The following is a 23,109-nucleotide window of genomic DNA, read 5'->3' as shown; positions in this document are numbered from 1 at the left end:
TAATGACAAAAACAGAGTATGAAAATGCCGTTGAGACGTTAAATTCTTGGGCAAAGGCGTATTACGAGCTTGATGAGCCGATTGCTAGCGACGAAGAGTATGATAGGCTGTATCATGAAATTTTAGAGTATGAAAGGTTAAGTCCAAAAGATATTTCGATATTTTCTCCTACTACTCGTGTTGGAGGAGGAGTGAGTGAGGGTTTTAGCAAAGCCTCTCATATAAAACGCATGTGGAGCATGGAAGACATCTTTACCCATGCAGAACTTATGGCATGGATAAAACGCGGCGAAAAAGAAAATTTAAGCTTTGTTGTTGAGCCTAAATTTGACGGAGCTAGCTTAAATTTACTCTATGAAGACGGAGTTTTGGTTAGAGCCATCACAAGGGGGGACGGCGTGGTCGGAGAAGATGTGACAAATAACGCCAAAACGATAAAGTCCGTTCCTTTGAGGATAGATTACGATAAACGAATAGAAATTAGAGGCGAGGTCGTTATAAAAAAAGATGACTTTGATATGATAAATGAGCAAAGGGCAAAGGATGGCGAAATGCCACTTTCAAATCCCAGAAATGCAGCTGCAGGTAGTTTAAGGCAGCTTGATAGTGCTGTAACGGCAAAGCGTAAACTTTTATTTATCCCGTGGGGGGTTGGTGAAAATAGCTTAAATTTTACGCGCCATAGCGAGATTATGAATTTTGTTAGAAATTTGGGCTTTGAGCAGGATGAATTTTTTAAAATTTTAACCACCGATATGCTTGATGATGCTTACAAGGAGCTTTTGGCAAAGCGCGATGAAAAAAGCATCATGATGGATGGCATGGTTGTAAGGGTTGATGATTTGCAGCGTTGCGAGGAGCTTGGTTATACGGTTAAATTTCCAAAATTCATGGTAGCTTATAAATTTCCTGCCATAGAAAAAACTACGCGTTTGCTTGATGTTGCCCTTCAAGTAGGAAGAAGCGGTGTCGTAACTCCGGTTGGAGTGCTTGAAGAGGTTGTTATAGACGGCGCTCGCGTAAAGTCGGCAACACTTCATAACTTTGACGAGATAGAGCGCCTTGGGGTTATGAGAGGTGACATGATAAGCGTGATACGCTCAGGCGATGTCATACCAAAGATAACGGGAGTATTCAAAGAAAGAAGAGATGGAACGCAAACACCGATAATGCGTCCTCAAATTTGTCCTGAGTGCGGTTCACATCTACTTGATGAGGGTGTTTTTATAAAGTGTCAAAATTTAGACTGTAAGGCTAGAGTAATAAACTCAATCATTCATTATGCCTCTAAAAAATGTCTAAACATAGACGGGCTTGGCGATGCTATCATAAATTTGCTTTATGAAAAGGACATCATCTCAAAGGTTATAGACATCTACTCGATAAAATTTGATGACTTGATAGGACTTGAAGGCTTTAAAGATAAAAAGATTAACAATTTGCTAAAAGCTATAGAAGATAGCAAAAACGCCAGCCTTGCAAGATTTATATCAGGGCTTGGATGTGAGCATATCGGCGAGGTTGCGGCTAAAAAGATAGAGCAGATTTTTGGAGATAGATGGCTTGAGGCAAGCTATGATGAGGTTAAAAATTTAGAGGGTTTTGGCGAGCAAATGGCTAAAAGCTTGATCGAATTTATCGAAGTAAATTACCAAAGTATCAAAGAGCTAGCGGGGATCGTTAAGCCCGTAGCTTTAAAACTAGAGATAAAAACAAACGCCTTTAGCGGCAAAACCTTTGTTATAACGGGTACTTTGAGTCGCTCACGCGATGAGTTTAAAAGCGAACTAGAAAGTTACGGAGCCAAGGTTGCCGGCTCGGTTTCTAAAAAAACAGACTTTGTTTTAGCAGGTAGCGAAGCAGGTAGCAAGCTTGATAAAGCACTTGAGCTTGGTGTAAGCGTGATCGATGAAGAGCGATATGAAAGCATGAAAAATGAGATTTGATTTATACGTCGCGCAAGAGTTAAATATCAGCCGAAACAAGGCAAGCGAGCTTATAAAAAACGGCAAGATCGCACTAAATGATGAAATTTGCGATAAGGTTAGCCTTGACGTGCAAGGCGGAAAAGTGGGGCTTCTTGATGAAATTTACGTTGGGCGAGGGGCATTAAAACTAAAAAGCTACCTAAAAAGCAAAAAAATTGAAATTTATGGCAAAAATGCCCTTGATATAGGTTCTAGCACAGGCGGGTTTATGCAGATCTTGCTGGCTAATGGCGTAAAAAGCGTCACTGGTGTTGATGTTGGAAGTGACCAGTTGGATACTTGCTTGCGCAAAGACGAGCGCGTTAAAATTTATGAAAATACAGATGTTCGTCTCTTTAAAAGCAGTGATAAATTCGAGCTTATTACCTGTGACGTTAGCTTTATATCTGTGGTTGAAATTTTAGAGGCTATTGATAAAAACGCCGATAGAAACGCGATGATCATCATACTTTTTAAACCTCAATTTGAAGTAGGAAAAGATGTAAAACGCAACAAAAAAGGCGTTGTAACCGATAAAAATGCAGTCTTACTTGCGATGAAAAAATTTGAACTCGCGTGCGCAAAGTTTGGTTGGACGCTTCTTGATACAATGGAGTGCGAGATAAAAGGAAAGGAAGGAAATGCCGAATTTTTCTACACTTTTAACAAAAGATAACATAACAGCGGTTGCGATAGGGCATTTTGACGGTATTCATCGCGGTCATAAACAGCTTTTAAAAAGGCTTGGTCAATACGGCGGACTTGTTATAATCGATAAAAATAAAGCTAATATCACGCCAAAGTTAAAACGCGCTGAATACTCAAGCTATCCGTGTTTTTTGTATGATTTTGAAAGCATTAAAGGACTTAGCGGCGAAGAGTTTATCGCTCTTTTAAAGCGCGATTTTAAAAATTTAAAAAAGATAGTCGTCGGATTTGATTTTAGGTTTGGAAGAAATAGAGCTTGGGACAAGCGCGATTTGATGCGTATTTTTGATGGAGAGGTTGATGTTGTTGATGAGTATTGTTTTAACGAAATGGGTGTGCATAGCTCTACCATACGTGAATACATCAAAGATGGCAAGATAGCCCATGCAAATGCACTTTTAGGACGCGAGTATTCGATAGAGGGTGATGTCGTAAAAGGGCAAGGCATCGGAGCAAAAGAGCTTGTTCCTACACTAAATTTACGTATCCAGAGCTACTTGCTGCCAAAGGCGGGAGTTTATGCCACAAGAACTAGGATAGGCTATAAGACTTACGGCTCTGTTACGTTTGTGGGCAACCGCGTTAGCACAGATGGCGCTTTTAGCGTTGAAACTCACATCATCGGCGAGGAGGTTCATCCAAGTGCGGAGCGTATCGCGGTTTGTTTTGTTAAGGCGCTTCGTGAAAATAAAAAATTTAACAGCCTCGCCGAGCTCAAAGAGCAGATAAAAAAAGACATAGAGCAAGCAAAACAGTTTAGCGGAGTTTGTGAATTATTTTTAATGAGTCAAAAATGAGAGATGAAATTTTTAAAGAACCGATAAAAAAACAGTTTGAATTTGATGCTTCGGTTGCTAGTGTTTTTGATGATATGATAGGGCGCAGCGTGCCGTTTTATGATGTTAGCGTTAAGCTGATAAGTGAAATTTTGGCCAAAGCTTTACCGCAAAATGCCAAAGTTATCGATCTTGGTTGTTCGACCGCAACTTTGCTTTTAGCTCTTTTTGCCTTTAGGCAAGATCTTTTGCTTTATGGAGTAGATAACTCACAAGCCATGCTTGAAAATGCTCAAAAAAAAGCTAAGGCTTTTGGCGCAAGGATAAATTTTAAAACAGATGATATTTTAAAGTGTGAAATTTCAGGCTTTGATGCGGTGATATTAAATTATACATTACAATTTATCCGCCCTATAAAACGAGCCGAGTTTATATCTAAAATTTATGATGGTTTAAATGAGAACGGAATTTTTGTTTTTAGCGAAAAGATAATTTACGAAGATAAGAAATTTGCAAAAAATATAATAGAAATTTATGAAAACTATAAAGCAGGGCAGGGGTATTCTCGTTACGAGATAGCGCAAAAACGTGAAGCTTTAGAAAATGTTCTTATCCCGTATACCGAAGATGAAAATCGCCAAATGGTTTTAAATGCAGGATTTAAGCGTATCGAAAGTGTGTTTAAGTGGGGGAATTTTGTTAGTTTTGTAGCGTTTAAATAAGATCTAAGAGAGAAACTCTCTTAGAAATTTTTGTTATTTATCTCTTATGCCTAATTCTACGATTAACTTAGAATAAGTAGCGTAGTTTTTGTTTTTAAGATATTTTAAAAGTCTTTTTCTTTGACCGACTAGTTTTAAAAGACCTAGACGTGAAGAGAAGTCTTTTTTGAAAACCTTAAGGTGTTCTGTAAGTTCTGCAATACGAGTTGAAAGAAGTGCTATTTGAACTTCCGGAGAACCTGTATCTCCCTCTTTTCTGGCGAATTTCGCAACTATTTCCGCTTTTTTAGCCGAATCCAAAGCCATGATGACCTCCTGATTGGTGATTTAAAATTAGACGGCGATTATATCATAAAAAACATAAAAATAGATAAAGTGATGTTTTTAATTAAAATAAAATAGTTTTGACGCATATTTGACGCTTATGGTTAAGTAAAAATCTAGCAAATTTTTTATAAAATATCTAGCTGATTATACTTTCGAAGGAGAAAATGTGCTTTTTACAAAAGCTAGTGAATACGCACTGCTATCGCTTATACTAATATCTCAAAAATCATCTCCGGTAGATGTTGATACGATATCAAACGAATTACAAATTTCAAAAAGTTTTTTAGCCAAAATTTTACAAAATTTAGCAAAAGAAAAAATTTTAAAATCCTACAAAGGCGCAAACGGCGGTTTCACACTTGAGTGTGATCCAACTACTGTTAGTGTTAAAAAAGTAATAGAATGCGCAGAAAAGCGTCCCATGAGCGTATTTGAGTGCTCCGGCTCAGCCGAAGGCTGTTCTTCGCAAAGGGCTTCAACGTGTCAAATTTGGTCTATGTTTAGCACTCTTCAAAGCAAAGTTGATGAGATGCTTGATGATATAAAACTAAGCGATATTATCAAGAAGTAATCTTGGCAAAGCAAAAAAACACCATCTTAACTCTAGTTGCGCCATTTTTAGCCCCTATTTTACGTTTTAAAAGTCTAAGTATCGTTGGCGTAATCGTGGCGATTTTGGCCATTATTATCGTTCCGCTTCCTGCTGGAGTTCTTGATTTTTTCCTTGCGCTTTCGATCTCAATTTCGGTTTTGATCATTTTAATATCCATCTATGTGCCAAAGCCAACTGATCTTACGACATTTCCGACGCTTATACTTATTATCACGCTCTTTCGTCTTTCGCTAAATATCGCTACAACTCGTATGATACTTAGCGAAGGACACAATGGACCAGAGGCGGTAAGTGAGATCATATCAAGTTTTGGGCAGTTTGTCGTCGGTGGAAATTATGTTATAGGCGTTATAGTTTTTTGTATCTTGGTGCTTATAAATTTCATGGTCGTAACAAAAGGCTCAACTCGTGTTTCAGAGGTTCAAGCTCGTTTTACGCTTGACTCGATGCCCGGAAAACAAATGGCGATAGACGCCGACTTAAACGCCGGTTTGATCGATGAAAAAACCGCAAGAGAAAGACGTGAAGCTGTTATTGCGGAGGCAAATTTTTACGGCGCAATGGATGGTTCGTCTAAATTTATAAAAGGCGATGCCGTAGCTGGGATCATCATCACGATTATAAACATCATAGGCGGCTTTGCCATAGGCGCTTTTCAGCATGATCTTGATATGGCAACATCGGCGCAGTACTATACGATATTAACTATCGGAGATGGTTTGGTTAGCCAAATTCCGGGGCTTATCAGCTCTACTGCAACAGCCATTATCATAACACGTGCAAGTAAGGAGAGTGATAACTTTGCCGAAGGCTCGATAAACCAGCTCTTGGGCGATTATAAAACATTATTAATCGTTGGCTTTATACTTTTTATGTTTGCCCTAGTTCCAGGACTTCCAACACTTTCTTTGGGTTTTATAGCGGTGCTATTTTTGGGTCTTGGATATATTATAAAACAAACCAAAGACGGACACATAATGATCCCTGCTGCAGGATCTGCCAAAGCTAAGTCCGCCCAGGGTGCACAAGGCGGCACAGCAGGTCAAATCGCTCATGGTGCAAGTGCCGCAAAACCGGCTAAAAAAAGCGATGAAGAGATAGCAAGAGATGAAGAGACCAAGATAAACGATATCTTAAAACTTGAAATTTTAGAACTAGATCTTGGTTATGGCTTGTTAAAACTAGCCGATTCCGATCTTATAGAGAGAATTCGTGCCATGCGCCGAAATATCGCTTCTCAATTTGGCTTTTTGATGCCCAAAATTCGTATCAGGGATAATTTGCAACTTCCTCCAAATGAGTATAGGTTTAAGCTAAAAGGTGTCGTGATAGGTCAGGGTGAAATTTATGCGGATAAATTTCTGGCTATGGATAGCGGACTTGTGAGTGAGGATATAGAGGGAATTCCCACAAAAGAGCCGGCATTTGGACTTGATGCCTTATGGATAGACGCAAACACAAAAGAAGACGCCATACTTAGCGGATATACGATAGTTGATCCCGCAAGCGTGATAAGCACTCATATGAGTGAACTTATCAAACAAAACTCAGCCGAACTTTTAACGCGTCAAGAGACGCAAAATTTACTTGATAAACTAAAAACAGACTATCCTGTGGTTGTTGAAGATACATTGCGTATAGCTCCGATAAGCCTTATACAAAAGGTGCTTAAAGCCCTGCTTAAAGATGCGATACCCATTAAAGATCTACTTAGTATACTTGAAGCCATCGGTGATATAGCCGAGGTTACTAAAAATTTAGACATGATAATCGAACATGTCCGTGCTGCGCTTGCTCGTGCAATAACTTCGCTTTATGTCGATGAAAAAGGCCAGCTTAGCTTTTATATCCTTGATGCCGGCAACCAACAAAAGTTAATGGACGCAGTTCAGTACAAAGACGGCGCTTATCACCTCATGATAAATGTCGCCCAGACTTCATCTATTGTCCAAGCCTTAAGAAGAGAGCGAGAAAAACGACCTATAAGCCATCATGGACCTATGATAATTTGCGTTGAACCTAGTTTACGTAAATTTATAGCCAATATCTGCTCAAATTTTGGCATCGATATAGTTGTGCTTAGCTTTGCGGAAATTTCCGCAAATACGCCTTTTGAAACAATCGGCGTGATAGAAATAGAAAATTTATAAAAGGAAAATAATGAAAATTTATCATTTGTCGCATACCGATCTTGACGGATACGGTGCGCAGGTTATTACGAATTTTTATTTTAATAACGTAAAATTTAGCAACTCAAATTACGGACGAGAGATCGATGAGAAATTTAACCAAATCGTATCTGATCTTGATGATGAAAAAAGTATTGTTTTAATCACGGATTTAAATTTAACGATGGCTCAATGCGCGGACTTTTCTCAAAAGCTAGAGGGTAAAAATGCTAAAATTTTCTTACTCGATCATCATCAAAGTGGAGCCGAGTGCGCAAGCGCTTTTGAGTGGTATTTCTTAGACAGTTCAAGATGTGCCACAAAGATCACTCATGACTTTTTTGCTGCAATGTTTAAAGAAAACGAAGAGCTTAAAAAATTTAGCGACATTGTAAATGCTGTTGATATTTGGCTAAAAGATGATAAAAATTTCGAAATGGGAAAGGTGTGTTTGGGCCTTGTTGCAAACGCAAAAGAGATAAACAAGATAATGTTTGAGCGTGAAAATACGCTTTATCAGTTTCATCTCTTAAAACATGCCGCGGAATTTTTTAATGAAAAGAACGACTATATCGGGCTTGATATGCAAATACATGCCATAAAAAAAGAGTTTTTTAAATTTAATAAAGACGATACATTAAGTAATCTCATATCAAACTATGTCGTAAATTTACTTAGTGAAAACAAAGAAAAATTTAGCATAAATTATAATGAATTTAGAGGAATTTTGACATATAATATAGGAAATACTTCCGTTATAGGCAATGATTTTTTAGTGGCAAATCCTGAATTTGACTTTTTCATAGACATCACAAATAAAAAAACAATGAGCTTTAGAGCAAATGGAAAAGTCGATGTAAGTGCGATGGCAAAACATCTAGTAGGAGGAGGCGGACATGTAAACGCAAGTGGCGGAATGTTTGCAAATTTCAAAGACGGTTTTAGCTATGAAGCGATAAAAACACAAGTCGTAGAGTTGATAAATAAAAAAACACAGGAGACATTATGAGAGAAGAAGACGTGAGCGTTGAGGAGCTAAGTTACGAGCTTAGTGTAGTTTTAGAAGGATTGCTTCACTATGCTGGAGTTAAAAAGTCAAAGCTTGAAGAGGCTGCGGGAGTTTATGTGGAGTGTATAGACGATGCGCTTGAAAATTCAGATGCACAAGGTGTTGACGAGGTTATAGCGATAGTCGAGTTTATGAAGAAAAAACATCCAAAACTATTTGAAAAATAAAATTTAATAAAGGAAAAACATGAAAAAATTACTAACTTTCTTAGCTTTAGGTGCACTTGCTTTTGGTGCAAACACAAATTTTGATGAGGCTGTAGAGCTTTATAAAGACGGTAAATTTGCGCAGGCTTATACTGCTTATAATAGAGCGTGCGGAGAGGGTGTAAAAAAAGCTTGCACGATGAATGCTATTATGCTTTTTAACGGAGATGGTGTTAAAAAAGATAACGAGCAGGCTGAGAGAATTTTTACTAAAATGTGCGATGAAAACGAGCCTATGGCGTGCGCAAAACTAGCTGAAATGCAAGCTTATGGATTAACAAAAGATAAAATAAAAGACGAGGCTAGAACGCGTGCATTGTTTAAAAAGGCATGCGAGGGCGGATACGAGCCTGCTTGTATGTGGGCTGGCGAGCAAAAATAATCCAAAAGGGGATAAAATGAGCTATAAACGCAAGGATTTACTCGGCACGATAGACCTTAGCACTGATGAGATTTTATATTTTTTAGATGCTGCTAAGGAATTTAAAAATTTAAATTTACAAGATATCAAAAAGATTGATTATCTACGTGGTAAAACTACTATAAATGCTTTTTATGAGAATTCTACCAGGACGCGTACTAGCTTTGAAATAGCAGCCAAAAGACTTGGAGCCGATACTATAAATTTCAGTTCCTCAAACTCAAGCGTAAATAAGGGCGAAACGCTAATTGACACGATGAACAATATGGCAGCGATGAAGAGTGATATCATCGTGCTTCGCCATCCAAGCTCAGGTGCTGCAAAACTTGCAAGCAAGCACACTGATGCTTCCATAGTCAATGCGGGAGACGGTATGAACGAACATCCGTCTCAAGCACTGCTTGACCTTTTTACATTAAGGGAATTTGGCAAAAGCCTTGATAGTAATACTACTGTAGCGATAGTAGGTGACATCGCTAGAAGCAGGGTTGCTCGCTCTGATGCTTGGGCTATGAACACCCTTGGTATGAATGTAAAAATTTTTGCTCCAACTATGATGATGCCAAAAAATGCAGAGGTTTTTAACGCTCATATTTGTAAAAATATGGAAGAGGCGTGTGAGGGAAGTGATGTTATCATAATGCTTAGGATCCAACTCGAACGAGGCGACGGTGACGTGTCTTTTCCTAGCTCAAGAGAGTATTCTAAATTTTTTGGTCTAAATAAAAAACGCATAGCTTTGGCAAATAAAAATGCTATCGTCTTGCACCCCGGACCTATTAACCGCGGTGTGGAGCTAAATTCGGATGTTGCCGATGGCGAGCACTCTGTCATCTTAAATCAAGTTGAAAGTGGTGTAGCTATGCGTATGGCTATACTAAATACCTTAATCAAAAATAGGGGATAAATATGAAAATAGCTATCCAAAACGGAACCATAGTTAATAATAATGAAAAATTTAAAGCCAACGTCCTTATTGAAGGCGATAGGATCGTAAAGATAACAAGCGATGAGATAGAAGCCGATGTTAAGATAGATGCTAGCGGTAAATTTATAATGCCTGGTCTAATTGATATGCACGTTCACTTTAGAGATCCAGGGTATGAGTATAAAGATGATATCATATCAGGCTCACAAGCGGCAGTTGCTGGCGGAGTTACTACTTGTCTTTGCATGGCAAATACAAACCCGGTAAACGACAACGCTTCCATTACGCGAGAGATGATACGAAAAGCGCGAGAGTGCGGACTTATAGACCTTATGCCAATAGCTGCCATTAGCAAAGGTCTTGGCGGTAAGGAGCTTGTTGAGATGGGCGATCTTATCGAAGCCGGTGCGGTGGCTTTTAGTGATGACGGCTTGCCTGTTAGCAGCTCAAGCGTCATGAGAGCTGCACTTGAATATTCAAAGATGTTTGGTAGCTTTTGCATAAGTCACTCTGAAGACTGCTCGTTTTGTCGTCAGGGTGTTATGCATGAGGGCAAAGTTTCTGCGATACTAGGACTAAAAGGTATGGCAAGAGAAAAAGAGGAGATAGCCGTTAGCAGAGATATGTTGCTTGCAAAATTAACAAATGCGCACATTCATATTGCGCATGTAAGCTCGGAGTATTCTCTAAAGATCATCGAAATGGGACGTAAAGAAGGCATAAATATTACTTGCGAAGTCACTCCTCATCACTTTAGTTTTAGCGATGATGATATTTTACAAAATGCCTATGACGCAAATTTTAAAATGTCTCCTCCACTTCGTGAAATAAGCGATATAAAAGCTATCAGAGAGGCTTTAAAAAGTGGACTTGTAGATGTGATTGCCACAGATCACGCTCCTCATCATAATGATGAAAAGATAGTAGAATTTGATCGTGCCCCGTTTGGTATCATCGGTCTTCAAACTCTTGTTCCACTTACCTTAAAGCTAGTAAAAGAGGGCGTGATAAGTCTTGAAAGGATGGTTGAGCTTACTTCTGCAAATGCCGCGAAGATGTTAAATTTAAAGGACAAAGGTCGCATAGCCGAAGGAATGCTAGCCGATATCGCTGTGATAGATCCTGATATTGAGTATATCTATGACGAAAAGATAAATCGCTCTAAGTCTATAAATTCACCTCTTTTTGGTAAAAATTTAAAGGGAGCCGCGGTTGTTACTATCAAAAGTGGCAAGATAGTTTATAAATTCGGCGAATAAATTTTAAAATTTTAGGCGTAAAACAACGCAAAATTTTACGTCTAAAATTCTTTTTAAAACTTCTTCAACATCCTTACATTCTTTACTTTAAGCTTTATTTGTGTTATTTTGTTAAAAGTAAGTGAATAAAATTCTCTATAAAAACGTATAAATTTACCCTCTTTTTTTGTGCATATCGCAGAAAAAACACTTTCAAGCTCCATACGCTCTTTTTGAGTAAGTCCGTTCATTTACTATCTCCTATTAATTTTTTCATCTTTTTTATTACAAACAAAATATCATCTTCGTCAAGCTCACAAAGCAACTGGCATATAGCAAGTGCGGCTTGTGGCTTTGAGTTGCCAAGCCTCCAGTCTTGATATGTCCTCATCGAAACACCTAGGTGCTTTGCCATTTGCGCTTGAGAAATTTTTTTACCGATATTTTTTGATTCAACTGCGTTATGAAGCAGGTTGAAAATGTCGCTTGTTTCAATCATCCGCAAATTATACATTTTTTATAATTAAACATGTATTAAATTTAATATAAATAGCAAATATAATTATATTTAATGAAGTTTATAAGATAAATAAATAATTATAACATATAAATTATACGGTAAAATGTATAAAAATGTAAAATAAAATTTAAAACTAAATTATTTTACATAATATTCTTTAGTTATATAGACTAAATATAAATAAATAAAAAAATTTAATTTTATTACTTGACATTAGTATACTCAATATTGTATAATTCACTTAGCAATCAAAAATAAAGAGTGCTAATAATAAGCAGAAAAAGAAGATGAACAGAGTAAATAAAAGAGATTTGATACTAAATTCTATCATTAAAGCTTATCTAAACAACAACTCTCCCATAGGTTCAAGTGAGCTTGGCTCTATCATGAATGTTGCGATGCCGGCCTCTACGATAAGGGTCTATTTTAAAAAGTTATCGGACGAGGGTGCTATCACGCAGCTTCACATTAGTAGTGGCAGAATTCCTACCGTAAGAGCGATGACTGATTATTGGAATGATGTTTTTGGAGAGATTAACTTTGATAAGGTTTTGCTCTACATAAAAAACGAATTTATGCTTAAATCGCTTTGTGATAAATTTGAGCTTTACTGTATGGTTTTTGGGGATTTTAAACAAGAGCTTGACGAAATTTTAAATGTAAATAATAAATTTTTACTCTTAAATTTTACCAATGACGAACTTGTTTTAAAATATGATATTCGCGTTGAGAAATTTTTAAAAAACCTAATCGGTATAGACTTAGACAAGCTTGAACTTGTCTGCTCTCAAGTTGGTCTAAGTGAGCTTAAAGGTAAGATAAGAGAGCTAAAAAGGACGAAAATTTACTTTCAAGAAAATGAAATTTTAGCCTTTAAAATGTTTGATGATGAGCGTTTTAAGATGATACTTGAGCCAAGTTTTGCTACAAAAATGCAGCAAGGTTTAAGTTTTGCACCGATTTTTACGGAGGACTTTATGGGCTTAAAGATCAATGTTAATTACCAAGATAAGCCTTCAACTATGATATGCGCAGGTAGCGTATATATTGATTATGTTAAATTTTTAAATCAAATAAAGGAGGTAGCGTGAGTGAGGATATAAAAACCGAGCAAGTTGCTGATGAGAATATAGAGCTTGAAGCAATAAACCAAGAGAGTGCTAAAATTTTAGACTTAGAAAAACAGCTTGGAGAATTAACAGATAAGTACTATAGGGCAAATGCGGATTTTGAGAATTTAAGAAAGCGTGTGGAAAAAGAGAAGGCTGATATCGCAAGCTACTCAAACGAGAAATTTGCGAGGGATCTGCTTCCTGTGATAGATGCGCTTGAGATAGGCTCAAATTTTACACCGGAAGATGAATTTTCTTCAAAGATAAAAGAGGGCATAGAACTTTCTATAAATGAATTTAAAAAAGCCCTTGAGAAGCATGGTGTAACGGCAGTTAGCACCGATGGCGAATTTGATCCAAATGTTCATAACGCCATCATGAGAGTAGATAGCGACACCGTAGAGAGTGGCAAGATCGTGCAAGTCATGCAAAAGGGCTACTTAATAAATGGTAGAGTTTTACGCCCTGCGATGGTAAGTATTGCAAATTAAATTTTAGTTTAAAACGGCGTGAAAACGCATATAAATTTTAAAAATAAAATCAAAATAAAGGAAAGAAAATGGCAAAAGTAATAGGTATCGACCTAGGAACAACAAACTCATGCGTTAGTGTGTATGAGCGTGGCGAAAGCAAGGTTATCCCAAACAAAGAGGGTAAAAACACGACTCCTTCAGTTGTGGCATTCACTGACAAGGGCGACGTGCTAGTAGGAGACGTTGCAAAACGTCAAGCAGTAACAAACCCAGAAAAAACGATATACTCTATCAAAAGAATAATGGGTCTTATGAGCAACGAAGATGCGGCACGTGAGGCAAAAGAGAGACTTCCGTATCACGTAGTGGATAGAAACGGTGCGTGCGCTATAGAAATTTCAGGCAAGGTTTATACTCCGCAAGAAATTTCGGCTAAAGTGCTTATGAAGCTAAAAGAGGACGCTGAAGCATATCTTGGTGAAAAAGTAGTTGATGCGGTTATCACCGTGCCTGCGTACTTTAACGATAGCCAAAGAAAGGCTACAAAAGAGGCTGGAACTATAGCAGGGCTTAATGTGCTTCGTATCATCAACGAACCGACTGCTGCGGCACTTGCGTATGGTCTTGATAAAAAAGAGGCTGAGAAAATTTTAGTTTACGACCTAGGTGGTGGTACATTTGACGTTACGGTGCTTGAAACAGGCGATAATGTGGTCGAAGTTTTAGCAACCGGTGGTAATGCATTCCTTGGTGGTGATGACTTTGATAACCTTGTTATCGACTGGCTAGCTAGTGAGTTTAAAAGTGAAACCGGTATCGACCTAAAAAGCGATGTAATGGCATCACAGCGTCTAAAAGAGGCTGCTGAAAACGCTAAAAAAGAGCTAAGCTCAGCACAAGAGAGCAACATAAACCTGCCGTTTATCACAGCTGATGCGACTGGTCCAAAACACCTTGTAAAAACTCTAACAAGAGCAAAATTTGAAGGTATGATAGAAAAACTAGTAGCTCAGACGATAGATAAGATAAACGAAGTCGTAAAAGACGCGGGTCTTAGCAAGTCAGAGGTAAAAGAGATCGTAATGGTCGGTGGCTCTACTCGTGTGCCACTTGTAGGTGAGGAAGTCAAAAAGGCGTTTGGCAAAGAGCTAAATAAGAGCGTGAACCCTGATGAAGTCGTAGCTATCGGTGCTGCGATACAAGGTGCGGTTATCAAGGGCGATGTAAAAGACGTGCTACTTCTTGACGTTACTCCGCTTTCACTTGGTATCGAAACACTTGGTGGTGTGATGACTAAAATCATCGAAAAAGGCACAACCATACCAGTTAAGAAAAACCAAACTTTCTCAACTGCTGAGGATAACCAAAGTGCAGTTACGATACATGTTATCCAAGGCGAGCGCGAGTTTGCAAGGGACAATAAATCTCTTGGTCAATTTAACCTTGAGGGTATCCCATCAGCACCACGCGGTGTGCCTCAAATCGAAGTTGAGTTTGACATCGACGCAAACGGCATATTGACGGTATCTGCAAAAGATAAAGCAACTGGCAAAGCTCAAAATATCACAATCTCTGGCTCAAGCGGTCTAAGTGATGATGAGATAAACAAAATGGTAAAAGAAGCCGAGCTTCACAAAGAAGAAGACGCTAAGAAAAAAGAGGCAGTTGAGGCTAGAAACCAAGCTGACGCACTTGTTCACCAAACACAAAAATCAATGGATGAGCTAGGCGAAAAAGTGCCTGCCGAAGATAGAGCAAACATAGAGGCTGCACTAAACGAGCTAAAAGAGGTGCTAAAAGATGAAAACTCAAGCAAAGAGCAAATCGATGCTAAGGTAAAAAATCTAAGTCAAGCAAGTCACAAACTAGCCGAAGCTATGTATAAAAAAGATGGTGACGCAAACGCTGAGCAAGGCGGAGCAAATAAGAAAAAAGACGACGACATTATAGACGCCGAAGTCGAGTAATCTACAAAATTTAGCCCCCAAAGTGGGGCTAAATCTCATTAATTTTATCTACATAATTTTTAATAAACCGTATATTTTACTCACGACTAATGTGTATAAAATTTATACTCCAGCTTCACACTGGCTTTTGTGCCGTAGCTTCCTTTGGCGTTAGCGGTGCCTCCCACTGCGTATCGAAATACAAATTTATCATTTAGTCTAGTCTCACCTATATAATTTACCTCATAAGAGAGAGGCTTGTCTTTTATGTCATACTCAAGATACGAGTTCGCATTGCTTAAATTTACCTTCACACTATTGTTTGTTTGATGGACATTTTTCTTAAGTATCGCCTGGAGAGTGTGGTCCTGGTTGTCGCTTACTATGGTATATTCGGCGCCTAGTCCTAAAGCGATGTTAGTGTTTTTGATCCTGTCTTGCTTGTAGTGCTTTGACGCAAAAGCATTTACGCCGTTATGTCCTACTTCTATCAAGACTACACATGTCCCATGTCATATGCGTTGTCTATAGTTATCATGGTTGATTTGTTTATGATATTATCTTTATCTTGCACTAAGTCTGCGTCAGAAAGTATGCTGTTTGTTTGTATGTGTTCGTATTTCTTTTTATAGTCGTTAAAGTCAACCATACTTACAAGAGATAGTCCTGTGTAGGTATTCTTGCTCGTTGATACAACGCCTATTATTACCCATTGTTTTTTATTTTTATCGTATAAAAATACACCGCTTCTGCTATCTCCCGTGGTTATATTGTTTTTAAACAAATCATTAGAAGACGAGCCTATTATTATACCTTCATGCAACATAACACCAGAACCGGAGTGTATCCCGGCTTTAAGATAGTCCATCAGCCTGATATCTGTGTAGATAGTATGCAGTCCGCCACCTTTTGATTTGTTGCCACTTGTTCCGCTTAAATTGCTCGAATCATTAAGCATTAAAAACCACTTCCGGCTTGATATACATTTAGCTTATCATCGTTGTTATCGTCCATTGTTTTGAAATAATCAGTTATTTTATTTCTCATTTCCACACTTGTGGAGCTAGTTATTTGTGATGATAGTTTTAGCCCAGGCACGTCAACGGGTGAAATTTCACCTTCAACTATATATTTTGAAGCTTTTAAAAACAATGTGTCTCTTGCGTAGTCGGCAGTTGTATCTTTTGTGTTAAAGCTCCCGGTTAAAAACTCATATCCGGTCTGACCAAAACTTGTCTTGTCTGAAGCGCCTTTTAGAGGATTATAGCTTTCCCCCTCTTTAAAGTCTTTTCTAACATGCATGGCACTTACCATATAGTTTCTACCAAGTTATGTAAAACTACCATGGTTTGTTCTGGCATAGTTATTTGGTATTCGTTCAAATGTAAAATTTTCGCCATTTTTCATTTGAACTATAGCTTTTTGATCCGGTGTGCTAAACAAACCCTTGTTTTGTCCTAAGTCTAGGTAGTCTCTGTAGTGGAAATTTTCAAGAGACATATTTTGTGAGAAAGCACCTGTGCAAAGCACGCTGGCAAGCGCAAAGGAGAGAGATACGCGTTTTGCACAAGTTGTTTTTGTAGATTTTTTCTTCATAACTTTTCCTAACTATTAAAAATTCCGAAAAAGATTATACAAGATAATATATTAAAAATTAATTAGTTTTTTTAAAGTAAATTTAAAGTTAATTTATGCTCTTAAGCCCCTCTTTATTTAATCCACTTTCTATACGCTTTATCTCTACTTCACCGCTTCTCACGATTTCCTTATCGTAGCTAAGTATTTTTTTATCTGTCTTGTTTGGATACTCGACATTTGAAAGGATATATCTAAAGATATTTAGTCTGGCAACCTTTTTGTTATCCGAAGCGATGATAGTCCAAGGAGAGATCGTTGTGTGAGTTGCCAAAAGCATGGAGTACTTGGCGATGGAGTATTGATCCCACAACTCTTGTGCTTTTTGATCCACGGTAGATATCTTAAACTGTTTTAGAGGATCGGTCATGCGCTCTTTAAATCGCTTTTTTTGTTCTGCTTTTGTGATGGATAGGTAAAATTTAAAGAAAATTATCCCGGAATTTATGATCATTTCTTCAAATTTTGGCACTTCGCGTAAAAATTCCTTATGCTCTTCTTGTGTGCAAAAGCCCATAACAGGCTCAACTCCTGCTCGGTTATACCAACTTCTGTCAAATATCACTATCTCTCCGGCGCTTGGCAGATGTTCTACATATCGCTGAAAATACCATTGCGTTTTTTCAACGTCGCTTGGCTTTTCAAGGGCCACTATGCGACATCCTCTTGGATTTAGATGTTCTGTTAGGCGCTTTATGCTGCCGCCTTTTCCTGCAGCATCACGTCCTTCCATGAGGATTAGCACTCGTAAGCCTTTGTCTTTTACGTGATTTTGAAATTTTAGGAGTTCGATCTGAAGTGTTCTTAGCTCTTCTTCGTAGTTGTTTGCCTTCTCTTTTTTTTGACTGTTTTTTGGCATATTGACTCCTTTATAAATGGTATGCTAAGCAAATTTTACTCTAAATTTAACAAAAAATATTAGAATTATACGTTTTTAAGGAGAATAAATTCATGTTTTTTAGAGTGCTTGTATCTTTTTGTATCTTTTTTGTTTCACTTTTATCTGCGCCACTAGATACCGCAGAGGCTTTTAAGCTAAGATCATCTATCGATGAGCAAAATGTTAGGATTGATTTTAAATTTGGACAAGATATTTATATTTATAATCAAACTTTTGAGATAAAGCTTGCAGATAAGCCTATAAATTCGCTCATTGATATGCCAAAAACAGAAATTTCAAACGAATACGAGATAATACCAACCGACTTTTCGCTCCTAATACCGCTTAAACTCATAGAAGAGAACTTGCAAGACGATTTGTCAAAAATTTCCATCTCATATCAAGGATGTGCCAAAAACGGCATTTGCTACCGTCCGCAAAATAAAACTTATATCGTAAGCAAAGTTCAAAGTGGATATAAAGTCGTTGATAGTGATGCTAAACAAGAAATTTCAGACGAGCAAAGTATCGCAAATGAGCTCTCATCAAAGAGCTTTCTACTCTCGCTTGTGACTTTTTTTGGATATGGGTTGTTGCTTGCTCTTACTCCGTGCGTGTTTCCTATGATACCGATACTTTCAAGCATTATCGTTGCTAAGGGTGGGGAGAATTTGGGTGTTAAAAAGGGCTTTTTACTCTCGTTTGTTTATGTTTTGGCGATGAGTTTTGCTTATGCGTTAGCCGGAGTCGGAGCTAGCGCACTTGGTTTTGGAGTGCAAGGCATGCTTCAAAATGCATGGATTTTGGGCACATTTGCTGTTATTTTTGTTTTGTTGGCGTTTAGTATGTTTGGCTTTTATGAACTCAAACTTCCGTCTGTGATTGAAAATTTTATAAATAAAAAGTCTAAAAACTCAAGTGGCTTGCTCGGTGTTTTTATAATGGGCTTTACCTCTGCGCTAATAGTCTCTCCTTGTGTTGCCGCCCCGTTAGCTGGAGCCTTGCTTTATATAGCTCAAAGCGGTAATTTACTTTACGGCGGAGTGATGTTGTTTATTATGGGTCTTGGCATGGGTGTTCCGCTTCTTATTATAGGCGCTAGTTCTGGTAAAATTTTGCCTCGTCCTGGAGTTTGGATGGATGGGGTAAAAAGTCTTTTTGGCTTTTTGATGTTATTTATGAGTGTTTGGTTGCTTTCAAGAGTGTTTGGAAGTGTTTTTGAGCTTGTTGGATACGGTGTTCTTGGTGTATTTACGGCTGTATTTTTTGGAGCATTTGAAGCAGCTGGCTCTGGCTGGTTGAAATTTAAAAAGGCGACTGCAATTTTGTTTTTTGTCTACTCGGTTATGCTTATTATCGGTGGATTTTTAGGTTCTAAAAATGCCCTTTCGCCACTTAGCGGTTTTAATTTAAGTGCATCCGCTAAAGATGAACTTAAATTTGAAAAAGTTCAAAATTTACAAGAGCTTTTGGCTGCTATAAATAACTCAAAAAAGCCTGTTATGGTTGATTTTTGGGCTAACTGGTGTGTTAGCTGTTTAGAACTTGACGATAGGACTTTTAGCGATCTTGGCGTAAAAAATACTCTTAAGAATTTTACCGTTATAAAGATCGATGTTACACAAAATTTAAGTCAAAACCGTGAAATGCTTAAGTATTTTTCACTTATAGATCCACCTGCGCTTTTGTTTTTTAAAGATGGTTTGGAGATAAGTTCAAAACGAATAATCGGCTATATAGAGCCACAGAAATTTTTAGAGAAAGTTTCTGATATCTAACGCCAGTATTTATAAATATCATTTTATTAAAATTTTAATTATTATCTATGTCAGAAGCAATTGACTATTAAAATATTAAATTAATATATCAAAATTTAATTTAAGACCCTTTAAAAAGCAAAGGTTTTACTATTTTTAAAGGACAATTTTTATCATGAAGTTATAAAAATAATATTTAAAAAATTTAATTATAAAATTAATTTTTGATTTTAATAGCTTTTGTTTTCATAAAACTATTTCAAATGACCAAAAAATATAAATAAACATAAAGATAATTTTTGAGATAATAATTAAAATTTTTAAGGGTGTATTTTGAAAATTTTAGTCAAGAAAGATTATAAATTTTTTATCATCATAAGCATAGTCTTTTTGTGTTTTATCGGACTTAATTACTATTTTAACTACGAGCTTTTAAAGGATAATATAAGGCGTTATGAAAGCGGAATTTTTAGCCGTGTACATACCAAAATTGAAGATTGGACAAACTCAAATTTTAAAGATGTAGAAAAAATTGCAAAACTTTTGCAAAATGAACATATACAAAGCGCGACACAAATTCAGCCCTTGCTTCATAAATTTCAACAAAGCTCAAATTTTCCGTATCTCATCATGGGGCTTGATGATGGAAATTTTACATATCAGATAATGATTACGTTACGCCTCACAATTACGACCTTAAAACTCGCGATTGGTATAACGACACATTAAAGGTAGGTGGCACGATAGCTTCAAATCCATACATCTCTATGCGACTTGGACTTCGCAGCGTATCTATTTGCACTCCTATCAAATTAGTAGATAAGCGAGGTGTTTTTTGCGGAGGACAACCATTCGAGGTTATAAGGAGCTATTTTAAAGAGTATAAAACCCTATACGATAAAAATTTATATCTTATCAATAAAGGCGGTGAGATATTAGCAAGCTTTGGCAATATAAATGATACGATATCTTTTGAAAATGTAAATTTACCAAACGACAAATACATGGCGATCCCTATCAAAAAATACTAATTGGAGTATAGTTTTTGAAAAAGATCAAGAGCTTTATACGAATGAGCTTAATAAATATTTACTTATAAATTTGTTACTTTACGCACTTTGTGTCTTGATATATATTTTTACTAATTTCATTTGGCTTAGAAAAAACAGTATAAGCTCAAAGCAACTTAATGAACAAAACATTTATATAAAAGATGTGCTTACTAAGCAGGTAAATGGAGTTTTTATTAGCTGTAATGAAGATCTTGAGATCATATATGCCGGTGATGAATTTGCAAATTTCTATGATTTTTATAATGGTGCTGCAAACCTAAAAGAGGCCATAAGAAACAGTAAATTTCTTAGTGATGATGAAAAGTTAAATTTTCTTAATGAGATAGCTATCTCAAGTCGGGGTTTGAAATTTAGGTATTTTAATATAGAGTTTACAAAAGAAAATGAGGTTAAGAAATATCTGATAACAACTGCGCCTATCGGCGATCATGCTCCTTACGGTCTGTCATTTTTATTCCAAGACGTCAGTTTAATGCAAGAACAAGAGTCTCAAAAAACATATAATGAGTTCTATAATCCATATGTAGAAAAATTAATGATTTTTATTAAGCAAAATATCGGAGATGATGGACTTTGTGTGGAAAAATTAGCCAAAATTGGCGGGTATTCCAAATTTTATTTGCAAAGATTATTTAAAAATTATACCAACACTAATGTAGCTGAATATCTACGTTCGTTCCGTCTTGAGCGTGCTAGGTTTTTATTAAAATTTAGTGACGAAAAAGTAAGTGTTATAGCTAAAAAATGTGGATTTGCTCATAATGAAACATTTATAAGATTGTTTTCTAAATTTTACGGCTCGTCCCCGCTTGTTTATAGACAAAACATAAGAGGTAAAATTCCTAAAAAAGAGCTATTATACGAGGAGATAGAGTTGCCAGAAATTAAGCTAGCTGTAACACATAAGCCTCAAAATATAGAGTTTTTAAAATCAAAGCAAAGCGGTGGCGATATCTTAGTTTTGCTTGAAAACGGAGATATAAATAGTAAAATTTATGCAGTTTATAGTAAAGATGGCTCACTATCGTCATATGTGGAATTAAGCGGTGTAACATGGGCTAAGATGCATGAATTTGCCAATTGAGGATATTTTAGACAAGGCTTGCGAGATATTTTATGATCCAAATCTGTACAAATTTAAAGCTCCTCAAATTTATTTTTCGCTAACTGATGATAAAAATATGGATTTTATATACTTTAAAATTTAGAAATTTTACTGATTAAAACACACATTAGCTTAAGTTAATATTTTATGCTAAACTTAGATTAAATCCTGTAAAAACGAGCTTCACGATTATTGATAAAAAATGCTTTGCCATTATTTGGCATTTTTTATCATGAAACAAACCAAAAAATTTATATTAGTATTTCATTTAAAGATCTTATTAAAAATCTTTAAATTCATATAAAATGAGAGATGATGTTTGACTCATCAAGAAGGCGAACCTTAAAGACGCTTGCCTGTTGCTCCGCTGCTATTGCTGTTCCAAATTTAGTGTTTGGTAAGATGAATGCAAGCGATGTAAAGCGATGGGATAAGGAATTTGATGCTGTAGTAGTGGGAAGCGGATTTGCAGGCTCTGCTGCTATGTTGTCGTTACTAGATCACGGCATAACAAACTGCATAATGATAGAAAAGATGCAGTATCTTGGTGGCAACTCTGCTTATAGCGGTGGATCTATGGCGGTTGCCGGTACGCCTATACAAGAGCGCGACGGTATTAAAGATGACCCTGAAAGCCAGATAAAAGACACTCTAAAAAGCGGTCATGATCTAAATGATAAAGAGCTTGTGCGAGAGATGATTTATAAACGTAAGCAAAGACATATCATATTTTAGTCTTGATGATAGCGAACAAGAAGCCATAAATGAGAAGCTAAAAATTTTAAAAGAGTGGGATGAGTGTAAAAAGACAGGGTTGTCATCTAAAAAGTTTTGTAGTGATTTTAATATAAGTGAAGCAAACCTTTTTAGATGGCAAAGAGCTTATAAACAAAAAGGAGCTATTGGGCTTGCTGATAAAAGAGGTAAGCATAGGGCTGGGACTAGCAAATTAAATGATTGGATGAAGGAGTTTATCCTTAATAAATTTAGAGCTTATGGGGCTACCTCATTTAATATAACCGAAGTTTGGAGAGAGCTTCACAAAGAAGCTAGTATAAGAGAAAATTATAATTACTATGGCTTTTTAAAAGCAGAAGTAAAACCACTATTTGATACTGGTGTTGCGCAACTCAAAAGGTGAAATAACAACAGGTTTTAGTCCAAAGATTTTTCCTATCCAAGGTATTCATAAAAAGCTAAATTTAGCCTGTATTGATTGTCATAAAGATGAAAAGCAAAAAGATTACTCTTCTGCAATGAATAACTCTTGTCTCTCGTGTCATGGAAGTTACTCAAAACTAGGCGAAACCACAGGACATCTAGGACATAACGATAATATCCATGCTAATCCACATTACGAATCGCTTGATTGTGACACTTGTCATAAATCGCACCAACCAAGCGTAAATATGTGCTTGCGTTGTCATACGCAAGACAGCATGAAAAATTTGATCGTGAAGTAGGA

At 36.8% G+C, this 23,109-nt stretch carries 29 protein-coding genes; 21 read left to right on the top strand and 8 right to left on the bottom strand.

Annotated elements, in window-relative coordinates:
* Window positions 1-2: 2 nt before the first annotated feature.
* From ligA to cmoA, 4 genes are read left to right on the top strand one after another with little or no spacing between them, the layout of a single operon-like run.
* Window positions 3-1,946 carry an NAD-dependent DNA ligase LigA gene (gene ligA, locus CCAL5182_RS05355; RefSeq protein WP_336610452.1) on the top strand — a complete coding sequence of 648 codons (1,944 nt, stop codon included), beginning with the start codon at window positions 3-5 and terminating at the stop codon, window positions 1,944-1,946.
* Window positions 1,936-2,643 carry a 23S rRNA (cytidine-2'-O)-methyltransferase TlyA gene (gene tlyA / locus CCAL5182_RS05350; RefSeq protein WP_336610451.1) on the top strand — a complete coding sequence of 236 codons (708 nt, stop codon included), beginning with the start codon at window positions 1,936-1,938 and terminating at the stop codon, window positions 2,641-2,643. Before ligA ends, tlyA begins: the two co-directional genes overlap by 11 nt.
* Window positions 2,609-3,472, top strand: coding sequence for a bifunctional riboflavin kinase/FAD synthetase (locus CCAL5182_RS05345; RefSeq protein WP_169936443.1), 864 nt, complete (start codon window positions 2,609-2,611; stop codon window positions 3,470-3,472). Before tlyA ends, CCAL5182_RS05345 begins: the two co-directional genes overlap by 35 nt.
* On the top strand, window positions 3,469-4,173 hold the full coding sequence (cmoA, locus tag CCAL5182_RS05340) for a carboxy-S-adenosyl-L-methionine synthase CmoA (protein ID WP_336610450.1): 705 nt from the start codon (window positions 3,469-3,471) through the stop codon (window positions 4,171-4,173). Before CCAL5182_RS05345 ends, cmoA begins: the two co-directional genes overlap by 4 nt.
* Before the next feature lie 33 nt (window positions 4,174-4,206).
* Here cmoA and rpsO read toward each other — a convergent pair whose 3' ends face one another.
* Window positions 4,207-4,479, bottom strand: a complete 273-nt coding sequence (gene rpsO, locus CCAL5182_RS05335; RefSeq protein WP_169936449.1) for a 30S ribosomal protein S15 — start codon at window positions 4,477-4,479, stop codon at window positions 4,207-4,209.
* A gap of 187 nt (window positions 4,480-4,666) precedes the next feature.
* Between rpsO and CCAL5182_RS05330 the strand changes: the two genes are divergently transcribed.
* The 7 genes from CCAL5182_RS05330 to CCAL5182_RS05300 are packed head-to-tail and all read left to right on the top strand — an operon-like array spanning window position 4,667 to window position 11,164.
* On the top strand, window positions 4,667-5,071 hold the full coding sequence (locus CCAL5182_RS05330) for an RrF2 family transcriptional regulator (RefSeq protein ID WP_169936451.1): 405 nt from the start codon (window positions 4,667-4,669) through the stop codon (window positions 5,069-5,071).
* A 2-nt stretch (window positions 5,072-5,073) separates the two neighbouring features.
* Entirely contained in the window at window positions 5,074-7,263 is a 2,190-nt protein-coding gene (gene flhA, locus CCAL5182_RS05325) for a flagellar biosynthesis protein FlhA (protein WP_336610449.1), read from the top strand.
* A gap of 10 nt (window positions 7,264-7,273) precedes the next feature.
* Complete coding sequence (locus tag CCAL5182_RS05320) at window positions 7,274-8,290, top strand: DHH family phosphoesterase (protein WP_169972153.1); 1,017 nt, start codon at window positions 7,274-7,276, stop codon at window positions 8,288-8,290.
* Window positions 8,287-8,517: a hypothetical protein gene (locus CCAL5182_RS05315; RefSeq protein WP_169972154.1), complete on the top strand. Its 231-nt coding sequence runs from the start codon at window positions 8,287-8,289 to the stop codon at window positions 8,515-8,517. Before CCAL5182_RS05320 ends, CCAL5182_RS05315 begins: the two co-directional genes overlap by 4 nt.
* A 19-nt stretch (window positions 8,518-8,536) precedes the next feature.
* The gene (locus tag CCAL5182_RS05310; RefSeq protein ID WP_169972155.1) at window positions 8,537-8,938 is read left to right on the top strand and encodes a tetratricopeptide repeat protein; all 402 of its coding nucleotides are present in this window, start codon (window positions 8,537-8,539) and stop codon (window positions 8,936-8,938) included.
* Window positions 8,939-8,954: 16 nt separating this feature from the next.
* Entirely contained in the window at window positions 8,955-9,884 is a 930-nt protein-coding gene (locus tag CCAL5182_RS05305; RefSeq protein ID WP_169936462.1) for an aspartate carbamoyltransferase catalytic subunit, read from the top strand.
* 2 nt (window positions 9,885-9,886) lie between these two features.
* Complete coding sequence (locus CCAL5182_RS05300) at window positions 9,887-11,164, top strand: dihydroorotase (protein WP_169936464.1); 1,278 nt, start codon at window positions 9,887-9,889, stop codon at window positions 11,162-11,164.
* Window positions 11,165-11,217: 53 nt separating this feature from the next.
* Here CCAL5182_RS05300 and CCAL5182_RS05295 read toward each other — a convergent pair whose 3' ends face one another.
* Together CCAL5182_RS05295 and CCAL5182_RS05290 are read right to left on the bottom strand one after the other, a co-directional pair.
* Entirely contained in the window at window positions 11,218-11,394 is a 177-nt protein-coding gene (locus tag CCAL5182_RS05295; RefSeq protein WP_169936466.1) for a hypothetical protein, read from the bottom strand.
* Window positions 11,391-11,642, bottom strand: coding sequence for a helix-turn-helix domain-containing protein (locus CCAL5182_RS05290; RefSeq protein ID WP_169936468.1), 252 nt, complete (start codon window positions 11,640-11,642; stop codon window positions 11,391-11,393). Before CCAL5182_RS05290 ends, CCAL5182_RS05295 begins: the two co-directional genes overlap by 4 nt.
* A 308-nt stretch (window positions 11,643-11,950) precedes the next feature.
* Here CCAL5182_RS05290 and CCAL5182_RS05285 point away from each other — a divergent pair, with 308 nt between their 5' ends.
* From CCAL5182_RS05285 to dnaK, 3 genes are all read left to right on the top strand, one after another.
* Entirely contained in the window at window positions 11,951-12,754 is an 804-nt protein-coding gene (locus CCAL5182_RS05285) for an HrcA family transcriptional regulator (RefSeq protein WP_336610448.1), read from the top strand.
* Entirely contained in the window at window positions 12,751-13,266 is a 516-nt protein-coding gene (gene grpE, locus CCAL5182_RS05280; RefSeq protein WP_169972158.1) for a nucleotide exchange factor GrpE, read from the top strand. Before CCAL5182_RS05285 ends, grpE begins: the two co-directional genes overlap by 4 nt.
* 68 nt (window positions 13,267-13,334) lie before the next feature.
* Window positions 13,335-15,215, top strand: a complete 1,881-nt coding sequence (gene dnaK, locus CCAL5182_RS05275) for a molecular chaperone DnaK (protein WP_169972159.1) — start codon at window positions 13,335-13,337, stop codon at window positions 15,213-15,215.
* A gap of 86 nt (window positions 15,216-15,301) precedes the next feature.
* Here dnaK and CCAL5182_RS05270 read toward each other — a convergent pair whose 3' ends face one another.
* The 5 genes from CCAL5182_RS05270 to ppk2 all read right to left on the bottom strand — a co-directional run bounded on the left by CCAL5182_RS05270 (window position 15,302) and on the right by ppk2 (window position 17,688).
* Window positions 15,302-15,688, bottom strand: a complete 387-nt coding sequence (locus CCAL5182_RS05270) for a hypothetical protein (protein ID WP_336610447.1) — start codon at window positions 15,686-15,688, stop codon at window positions 15,302-15,304.
* A gap of 2 nt (window positions 15,689-15,690) precedes the next feature.
* On the bottom strand, window positions 15,691-16,152 hold the full coding sequence (locus CCAL5182_RS05265) for a S6 family peptidase (RefSeq protein WP_336610446.1): 462 nt from the start codon (window positions 16,150-16,152) through the stop codon (window positions 15,691-15,693).
* The gene (locus CCAL5182_RS05260; RefSeq protein WP_336610445.1) at window positions 16,152-16,496 is read right to left on the bottom strand and encodes a hypothetical protein; all 345 of its coding nucleotides are present in this window, start codon (window positions 16,494-16,496) and stop codon (window positions 16,152-16,154) included. The genes CCAL5182_RS05265 and CCAL5182_RS05260 overlap by 1 nt, the downstream gene beginning before the upstream one ends.
* Window positions 16,497-16,523: 27 nt before the next feature.
* Window positions 16,524-16,790 carry a hypothetical protein gene (locus CCAL5182_RS05255; RefSeq protein ID WP_169936480.1) on the bottom strand — a complete coding sequence of 89 codons (267 nt, stop codon included), beginning with the start codon at window positions 16,788-16,790 and terminating at the stop codon, window positions 16,524-16,526.
* A gap of 88 nt (window positions 16,791-16,878) precedes the next feature.
* Window positions 16,879-17,688, bottom strand: a complete 810-nt coding sequence (ppk2, locus tag CCAL5182_RS05250) for a polyphosphate kinase 2 (RefSeq protein WP_169972164.1) — start codon at window positions 17,686-17,688, stop codon at window positions 16,879-16,881.
* A gap of 92 nt (window positions 17,689-17,780) precedes the next feature.
* Between ppk2 and dsbD the strand changes: the two genes are divergently transcribed.
* From dsbD to CCAL5182_RS05215, 7 genes are all read left to right on the top strand, one after another.
* The gene (gene dsbD, locus CCAL5182_RS05245) at window positions 17,781-19,487 is read left to right on the top strand and encodes a protein-disulfide reductase DsbD (protein WP_336610444.1); all 1,707 of its coding nucleotides are present in this window, start codon (window positions 17,781-17,783) and stop codon (window positions 19,485-19,487) included.
* 312 nt (window positions 19,488-19,799) lie between these two features.
* On the top strand, window positions 19,800-20,195 hold the full coding sequence (locus CCAL5182_RS05240) for a hypothetical protein (protein WP_169936486.1): 396 nt from the start codon (window positions 19,800-19,802) through the stop codon (window positions 20,193-20,195).
* A 38-nt stretch (window positions 20,196-20,233) separates the two neighbouring features.
* On the top strand, window positions 20,234-20,497 hold the full coding sequence (locus CCAL5182_RS05235; protein WP_336610443.1) for a hypothetical protein: 264 nt from the start codon (window positions 20,234-20,236) through the stop codon (window positions 20,495-20,497).
* Window positions 20,498-20,591: 94 nt separating this feature from the next.
* Window positions 20,592-21,623: a helix-turn-helix transcriptional regulator gene (locus CCAL5182_RS05230; protein ID WP_336610442.1), complete on the top strand. Its 1,032-nt coding sequence runs from the start codon at window positions 20,592-20,594 to the stop codon at window positions 21,621-21,623.
* 336 nt (window positions 21,624-21,959) lie between these two features.
* Complete coding sequence (locus tag CCAL5182_RS05225) at window positions 21,960-22,379, top strand: FAD-binding protein (protein ID WP_336610441.1); 420 nt, start codon at window positions 21,960-21,962, stop codon at window positions 22,377-22,379.
* The gene (locus CCAL5182_RS05220; RefSeq protein ID WP_336610466.1) at window positions 22,348-22,785 is read left to right on the top strand and encodes a helix-turn-helix domain-containing protein; all 438 of its coding nucleotides are present in this window, start codon (window positions 22,348-22,350) and stop codon (window positions 22,783-22,785) included. The genes CCAL5182_RS05225 and CCAL5182_RS05220 overlap by 32 nt, the downstream gene beginning before the upstream one ends.
* A complete protein-coding gene (locus CCAL5182_RS05215) occupies window positions 22,763-23,107 on the top strand; it encodes a cytochrome c3 family protein (protein ID WP_336610465.1) in 345 nt (114 codons plus the stop codon). Before CCAL5182_RS05220 ends, CCAL5182_RS05215 begins: the two co-directional genes overlap by 23 nt.
* The last annotated feature ends 2 nt before the right edge of the window (window positions 23,108-23,109 follow it).

The organism is Campylobacter sp. 7477a (assembly GCF_014892335.1).
GTDB lineage: Bacteria > Campylobacterota > Campylobacteria > Campylobacterales > Campylobacteraceae > Campylobacter_A > Campylobacter_A californiensis.
Note: the sequence above shows the minus strand (reverse complement) of the source record. Positions and strands in the feature narration are given on the sequence as shown.

Coding starts and splice junctions, on each gene's coding strand:
- ligA (WP_336610452.1), top strand. CDS start 3: ATGACAAAAACAGAGTATGAAAATGCCGTTGAGACGTTAAATTCTTGG.
- tlyA (WP_336610451.1), top strand. CDS start 1,936: ATGAGATTTGATTTATACGTCGCGCAAGAGTTAAATATCAGCCGAAAC.
- CCAL5182_RS05345 (WP_169936443.1), top strand. CDS start 2,609: ATGCCGAATTTTTCTACACTTTTAACAAAAGATAACATAACAGCGGTT.
- cmoA (WP_336610450.1), top strand. CDS start 3,469: ATGAGAGATGAAATTTTTAAAGAACCGATAAAAAAACAGTTTGAATTT.
- rpsO (WP_169936449.1), bottom strand. CDS start 4,479: ATGGCTTTGGATTCGGCTAAAAAAGCGGAAATAGTTGCGAAATTCGCC.
- CCAL5182_RS05320 (WP_169972153.1), top strand. CDS start 7,274: ATGAAAATTTATCATTTGTCGCATACCGATCTTGACGGATACGGTGCG.
- CCAL5182_RS05315 (WP_169972154.1), top strand. CDS start 8,287: ATGAGAGAAGAAGACGTGAGCGTTGAGGAGCTAAGTTACGAGCTTAGT.
- CCAL5182_RS05310 (WP_169972155.1), top strand. CDS start 8,537: ATGAAAAAATTACTAACTTTCTTAGCTTTAGGTGCACTTGCTTTTGGT.
- CCAL5182_RS05305 (WP_169936462.1), top strand. CDS start 8,955: ATGAGCTATAAACGCAAGGATTTACTCGGCACGATAGACCTTAGCACT.
- CCAL5182_RS05300 (WP_169936464.1), top strand. CDS start 9,887: ATGAAAATAGCTATCCAAAACGGAACCATAGTTAATAATAATGAAAAA.
- CCAL5182_RS05295 (WP_169936466.1), bottom strand. CDS start 11,394: ATGAACGGACTTACTCAAAAAGAGCGTATGGAGCTTGAAAGTGTTTTT.
- CCAL5182_RS05290 (WP_169936468.1), bottom strand. CDS start 11,642: ATGATTGAAACAAGCGACATTTTCAACCTGCTTCATAACGCAGTTGAA.
- CCAL5182_RS05285 (WP_336610448.1), top strand. CDS start 11,951: ATGAACAGAGTAAATAAAAGAGATTTGATACTAAATTCTATCATTAAA.
- dnaK (WP_169972159.1), top strand. CDS start 13,335: ATGGCAAAAGTAATAGGTATCGACCTAGGAACAACAAACTCATGCGTT.
- CCAL5182_RS05265 (WP_336610446.1), bottom strand. CDS start 16,152: ATGCTTAATGATTCGAGCAATTTAAGCGGAACAAGTGGCAACAAATCA.
- CCAL5182_RS05260 (WP_336610445.1), bottom strand. CDS start 16,496: ATGCATGTTAGAAAAGACTTTAAAGAGGGGGAAAGCTATAATCCTCTA.
- CCAL5182_RS05255 (WP_169936480.1), bottom strand. CDS start 16,790: ATGAAGAAAAAATCTACAAAAACAACTTGTGCAAAACGCGTATCTCTC.
- ppk2 (WP_169972164.1), bottom strand. CDS start 17,688: ATGCCAAAAAACAGTCAAAAAAAAGAGAAGGCAAACAACTACGAAGAA.
- dsbD (WP_336610444.1), top strand. CDS start 17,781: ATGTTTTTTAGAGTGCTTGTATCTTTTTGTATCTTTTTTGTTTCACTT.
- CCAL5182_RS05235 (WP_336610443.1), top strand. CDS start 20,234: ATGCGACTTGGACTTCGCAGCGTATCTATTTGCACTCCTATCAAATTA.
- CCAL5182_RS05225 (WP_336610441.1), top strand. CDS start 21,960: ATGTTTGACTCATCAAGAAGGCGAACCTTAAAGACGCTTGCCTGTTGC.